This window comes from Nesterenkonia sp. K-15-9-6 (assembly GCF_052656005.1).
Genome location: NZ_JBQYEY010000050.1, coordinates 1 through 5,677, shown reverse-complemented (window position 1 = coordinate 5,677; position 5,677 = coordinate 1). Strand labels below are relative to the sequence as shown.

Sequence of the window (5,677 nt, the reverse complement as noted above, 5' to 3'; positions counted from 1 at the left end):
CGGATCATATACTCCGCACGCTCGGTGCCATGGACCTCCACCAACTGATCAAAAGACTCCAACCATTCCTGAGTCTCTTCCGGATCCACATCCGGCAACTGGTTGGTCAGACCGCTGCGAATATGTGAGATCTCTTCACCAGCGCTCACTGAGCCACCTCTTTCCAAGGATCGACGAGCAGGCACCGAGATCCAGGGCAGGGATGCGCCCCAGCGGCACCATCGAGGTCGGGCGGATGACGCCGCAGAACGGGTCACGTTCCGCAGCACGAAGGGAGCCCGGAGGGTGCCCACCCAGCACCCTCCGGGCCGTCAGCGGACGGGAACCTGCCACGCTGCAGGCCCCGTCAGGTCATCAGCAGTAGCCGGCGACGTCGGCCCAGGCCTCCGGCGCGTCCTCGACGCCGTCCCGAGCGATGGTGGCCTCGATGAGCCCGTATGGCCGGTCTGCCGCATAGAAGACCTCATTGGGGTTCTCGAGACCGAACCGCTCGAGGTCATAGGCGAAGTGGTGCTTGTTCGGGCAGGAGAACCGAATCTCGTCGATCTCGGGCACCTCGGTGATCACCTTCTGGCCCATCTGGTACAGCGTGTGCTGCAGGGCATAGGAGTAGTGGTCGGTGAAGGTGCTGAGAATGATGGACCGGACCTTCGCATAGGTCGCCTCGAAGTCGACGCCGACGGTGGTGTTGTAGCGCCAGCGCGTCGCGATGTCCGTGGCGAGGATGCGATCCTCGGTCTCCGGCAGCGTCGTGTACCTGTCCTTGGGATAGCCCACGAAGCCGGACTCGGTGGTCTTCAGCACCGTGAGGCCGTAGAACCCCGACAGGAGGTGGTCGCGGTCGCCGTCGCGCTTGAGCACAGCGGTCCGCACCTCCGGCGCCGAACGGAAGAAGGAGTGGTCATGCCCCTCGATGCGGGACCAGCCGTACTCCTCGGCCGCCCAACGTCCCCCGGTGACCCAGTCGAACTCGCCGGTGAAGTGGTCGGCCAGGGTGAGCAGGAAGTGCTCGGGAGAGCTGATTCCGACTTCCTTCGCCTTGGCGAAGATGGTGTTCTTCTGCGTGTCGGTGGCCACCACGTGTCCGTTGTCGCCTTCGGTGTGGGCGGCGTCGAAGTCGCCGTGGAGCTGCGAGGTCACATTCAGGTCGCGCAGCTCGTGGCGTGCGCTGTCCCGATAGACGCGGACCACGCGGTTCTCCGCCTTGCCGTACTGGTTGGACGAGAGACGCACTGCGCTGGTGGTCGTCTCCTGTGGCACTGCACTCATGGTCGTCTCCTTGTGTTGAGAATAGGCCTGCGGGGCAGCCGCCGAGAGCTCCCTGACCGCGAGGGCGGCGCGGGGGCCTCAGCTCCTGGGTCAGCTGCCGCGGTAGGTGGAATAGGCGAACGGGCTCAGCAGCAGCGGGATGTGGTAGTGCGCCTCCCCCGCCTTGACGGTGAAGTCCACCGTCACCACGGGGTGGAAGCTCTCCTGTCCACGTGCCGAGAAATAGGCACCCGTTCCGAAGATGATCCGGTAGTCACCGGGCTCCAGGGTCTCTGGGCCGAGGTCCGCGACGCGGCCGTCCGCGTCGGTGACCGCGGCGCCCAGCTGCTGGCCGACGGCGCTGAGCAGCTGGATCTCCACGCCGCGCGCGGGCGTTCCGGCGGTGGCGTCGAGGACATGGGCTGTGATGTAGCTCATCGAAGAAGTCCTTCCAATCGCAGGGCGGCGATCTCTTCGAGCTGCTGCCCGATGATCTCCAGCTCCCGTGCGGGGTCGAGGTCGAGGCGGCGCTCCAGCTCGGTGAGCACCTCCTGGTGGGTGCGGCCAGCGGCCCGAATGAGGAAGACCCGGCCGAAGCGCTCCTCATAAGCCCGATTGCCTGCGTCGAGGCGGCGCAGAATCTCGGCGTCAGCATCACCTAGCCCGCCCTGCTCTCGTCGCGAGTGGGCTGCTTCGGCCGTGTCGGAGTCGTCACGGTCGCCGATCCGAGGGTGACCGGCGAGCGCCTCGTCGATCTCCTCCTCGGTGAGGGGATGGGCGATGGTGTGCGCGAGCTCGAGGGCCTCCTCGACGGAGGAGAAGGGGCGGCGAGCCGACAGACCGTCGACCCAGCGACTCACCCTGAGGCATGATTGCAGCTGGGCGCGAGCATCGCCGTCGGCCGCCCGGTTGAACTCTGTGAGGCTCACCCTCATCTCCCCTGCTTTCCGCATCGTGGATAACTTATTCCGCTACGTGCAAGTGTGATCCACCTCTCCAGCCCGTGTCAAGCCACTCGGACACCGCCTCGCTACCCCATCCCAGAAGTCCACAATCTGGACAACTTATTTCGTTCCGTGGATACTATGCAGTACAACGGAGTCCGAGACACCGGAGTGCAAAGGAGCAGCTCGTATGACGATCACGACAACAGAGCCCTATTCAGTTCCCGGGCGGGACCAGATCCTCACCGATGAGGCACTGGCCTTCGTGGAGGAACTGCACCGCCGGTTCGCCGGCACCCGGGACGAGCTGCTGGAGGCCCGCCGGGCAGCCCAGCAGCGGGCGGCCGAGACTGGACGTCTCGACTTCCTCCCCGAGACCCAGGAGATCCGCGACGGCGACTGGAAGGTCGCCGAGCACCCCCCTTCCCTGCAGGACCGCCGCGTGGAGATCACCGGCCCGCCTGCCCCGGCGAAGATGGCCATCAACGCTCTGAACTCCGGGGCGAAGGTCTGGCTGGCCTGCCTGGAGGACGCCTCCTCCCCCACCTGGTTCAACGTCATCGACGCGCAGAAGAACCTCTACGAGGCGGCGCGCGGCACGCTGCAGTTCACCTCTCCTGAGGGCAAGGAGTACCGGCTCCGCGATGATGTGGACCTGCCCACCGTCGTCGTGCGCCCCCGTGGCTGGCACCTGCCGGAGAAGCACCTGGAGATCGATGGTGCGCCGGCGGTGGGCGCCCTCGTGGACTTCGGCCTGCACTTCTTCCACAATGCGACGCTGCTCCACGAGAAGGGCCTGGGCCCCTTCTACTACCTGCCGAAGATCGAGCACCACCCGGAGGCCAAGCTCTGGGACGACATCTTCACCTTCTCCGAGGAGCGCCTGGGGCTGCCGCATGGCACCGTGCGCGCGACCGTGCTGATCGAGACCATCCCCGCCGGGTTCCAGATGGACGAGATCCTCTACGCGCTGCGCGACCACGCGTCCGGGCTCAACGCCGGACGCTGGGACTACCTGTTCTCCCTCATCAAGTACTTCCGCGCCTCCGGCTCCGAGTTCGTCCTGCCGGACCGTGCCGAGGTGGGCATGACACAGCCGTTCATGCGCGCCTACACCGAGCTGCTGGTGAAGACGTGCCACCGTCGCGGCGCTTTCGCCATGGGCGGCATGGCGGCCTTCATCCCCAACCGCCGCGAGCCGGAGGTCACGGAGAAGGCGATCGGCAAGGTCCGTGACGACAAGTCCCGCGAAGCCGGTGACGGATTCGACGGCTCGTGGGTCGCCCATCCGGACCTGGTGGACATCTGCCGCGAGGAGTTCGACGCGGTCCTGGGTGACCGGCCGAACCAGATCGACCGTCAGCGCGACGACGTCGACGTCAGCGCCGAGGATCTGCTGGCTGTCGGCAAGGCGGAGGGCGACGTCACCGAGGGCGGTGTGCGCATGAACCTCTACGTGGCGGTCTACTACACGGCCATCTGGCTCTCGGGCAACGGAGCGGTGGCCATCCACAACCTCATGGAGGACGCCGCGACCGCGGAGATCTCCCGGTCGCAGGTGTGGCAACAGATCCGCAACCGCACCGTCACTGCGGACACCGGGGCCACAGTGGACGCGGACCTGGTGGAGCGCCTGCTCGGCGAGGAGGTCGAGCGGCTGCGCGGCGAGATCGCCGACGCGGAGACCTTCAGCCGGTACTTCGAGCCCGCTGCGGACATCGTGCGCCGTCTGGTGCTCGACACCGACTATGAGGACTTCCTCACCCAGCCGGCCTACGAGCTGCTGGACTGAGCGTCCGCATCCGCAACGGCTGACCGGCGCTCAGTCGGCGGTCGGCATCAGGAGGCGCAGCCCCTCGTCGTAGAGGGCTGCGCCTCCTGTCGTCTCCGGGCCTGTCGCCTCCGGGCCTGTCGCCTCCGGGCCTGTCGTCTCCCGGTCGGGCGTCTCCGGGGTTGGGTGCAGCAGGGCGGCGTTCTGCTCCGCCGCCACCGCCCCGAGCGCGAAATGCATGACGATCTGGGCGCGCTCGTGAGCCTGGTCGGAGGCCAGGCCCAGCCGTTCCAGGCCGCGCCGCAGGGCTGGGACCGGGGGCAGGCCAGGGTTCAGTCCGAAGGCGATGAGCATCAGGTCGGCGCCGTCTCGGATGGGCAGCACAGTGGCCCGGAAGCGTCGCATGAGCTCCTCCACACCGACCGTGCCAGGCGGATCCGCCAGCGGGGCCAGGATCCGGTGGGCCACATCGGCCAGCAGCTGCTGCTTGCTGGGCACGTGGTAGTAGAGGGCCCCGGGGCGGACGTCGAGCTCTCCCGCCAGGCGACGCATGGACACGTCCTGAAGGCCGTAGTCCAGCAGCAGGCGATGCGCGGCCTCGACGATGGCGGCGGCTGAGAGCGGCATGATGATGTCTCCGGGTGCGGGCGGGGCCTCAGAGGCCGTGGTCGCGGAAGAGCTTCTCGTCCGGATCTGTGAGCGATTCCTCCAACAGCCAGCGGTTGGTCCGCAGCGCCTGGAGGTTCTTCGCGACGACGGTGTCGCGGGTCTTCGCCACCGCCTCGGCGAGCAGCCCCACCTGCTCCTTGAACTCGCGGGCGTGCGTGGGCTTGGCACTGTCCGGGAGCTCCAGGAACAGCTCCAATGTCCGCGGGAGGTGCCGCGTGATGGTCATGCGAACGGCGTCCTGCTGCTCCGGCAGGCGCTCCAACGTGGACCACCGTTCCACGATCTCCTCGAGACCGACGACCATCATGCGCAGCTGCCCCTGAGTGGAGGGAGGGAGCTTGTCAGACCCGGTGCGGATGGTCTCCGTCAGGGATGCCAGCTCCTGTCGTAGGCTCTCCTGATCGTCGGTGAGCGCCTGTGTGCGGCGCTGGGAGGACTGAGCCATCCCGCTCATCGTGCCATAGGTGGCCGCGGCTCCTGCGCCGCCGAAGACCAGCCCTGCCAGCAGCGCCCACGGATTGGGCAGCATGATGATCAGCAGAGCTGCGAAGAGCACGACGAACGATGCGGCGGAGGCGGTCACCTGGAGGCGACGGCGCCGGTGGTCCCCTCCAGCCGGGTGCCCGATCATCTCGGAGCCGATGACTTCCTCCTCCTCGTCGGGGATCGTCAGTGGACTCCAGCATATCCAGAGACGACGAAGGGGCCCGATCTGACGATCGAGCCCCTCATCTGGTGGTCGGGGTGACAGGATTTGAACCTGCGACCTCCTCGTCCCGAACGAGGCGCGCTACCAAGCTGCGCCACACCCCGGTGTTTCTGATCCGGCCGCCTGGCGGCTTTCACAGAAGACCATACTAGCCAAGACGCCTGCCGGTGCCAAAACGGCCCGGCATTCATCAAGGTCTGAACACAGCTGACGCCCGCGACGACGGCTCCCTTGCCGTCGTGCGGGCGTCAGCACTGTGAAGTGGTGTCCGGCGGTGACCTACTCTCCCACACACTCCCGTGTGCAGTACCATCGGCGCTGTGGGTCTTAGCTTCC

6 protein-coding genes, 1 tRNA gene and 1 rRNA gene are annotated in these 5,677 nt (G+C 67.0%); 1 reads left to right on the top strand and 7 read right to left on the bottom strand.

Annotated features, from left to right (window positions below; genetic code table 11):
- Positions 1-354: 354 nt before the first annotated feature.
- The 3 genes from pucL to uraD all read right to left on the bottom strand — a co-directional run bounded on the left by pucL (position 355) and on the right by uraD (position 2,177).
- Positions 355-1,269, bottom strand: a complete 915-nt coding sequence (gene pucL / locus SD455_RS16540; RefSeq protein WP_070158954.1) for a factor-independent urate hydroxylase — start codon at positions 1,267-1,269, stop codon at positions 355-357.
- Positions 1,270-1,359: 90 nt separating this feature from the next.
- Positions 1,360-1,686 (bottom strand): hydroxyisourate hydrolase, encoded by a 327-nt coding sequence (uraH, locus tag SD455_RS16535; protein WP_445508737.1) that lies wholly within the window; start codon positions 1,684-1,686, stop codon positions 1,360-1,362.
- Positions 1,683-2,177 carry a 2-oxo-4-hydroxy-4-carboxy-5-ureidoimidazoline decarboxylase gene (uraD, locus tag SD455_RS16530; RefSeq protein ID WP_344683897.1) on the bottom strand — a complete coding sequence of 165 codons (495 nt, stop codon included), beginning with the start codon at positions 2,175-2,177 and terminating at the stop codon, positions 1,683-1,685. The genes uraH and uraD overlap by 4 nt, the downstream gene beginning before the upstream one ends.
- A 205-nt stretch (positions 2,178-2,382) precedes the next feature.
- Between uraD and aceB the strand changes: the two genes are divergently transcribed.
- A complete protein-coding gene (aceB, locus tag SD455_RS16525) occupies positions 2,383-3,984 on the top strand; it encodes a malate synthase A (RefSeq protein ID WP_445508736.1) in 1,602 nt (533 codons plus the stop codon).
- A gap of 30 nt (positions 3,985-4,014) precedes the next feature.
- Here the strand turns inward: aceB and SD455_RS16520 are convergent, their stop codons facing one another.
- The 4 genes from SD455_RS16520 to rrf all read right to left on the bottom strand — a co-directional run.
- Entirely contained in the window at positions 4,015-4,590 is a 576-nt protein-coding gene (locus tag SD455_RS16520; RefSeq protein WP_070158957.1) for a TetR/AcrR family transcriptional regulator, read from the bottom strand.
- Between the two features lie 28 nt (positions 4,591-4,618).
- Entirely contained in the window at positions 4,619-5,263 is a 645-nt protein-coding gene (locus tag SD455_RS16515; RefSeq protein WP_445508735.1) for a hypothetical protein, read from the bottom strand.
- Positions 5,264-5,368: 105 nt separating this feature from the next.
- Positions 5,369-5,445: transfer RNA gene (locus SD455_RS16510), tRNA-Pro, on the bottom strand.
- Between the two features lie 162 nt (positions 5,446-5,607).
- Positions 5,608-5,677: ribosomal RNA gene (gene rrf, locus SD455_RS16505) — 5S ribosomal RNA — on the bottom strand; the annotation flags it as partial.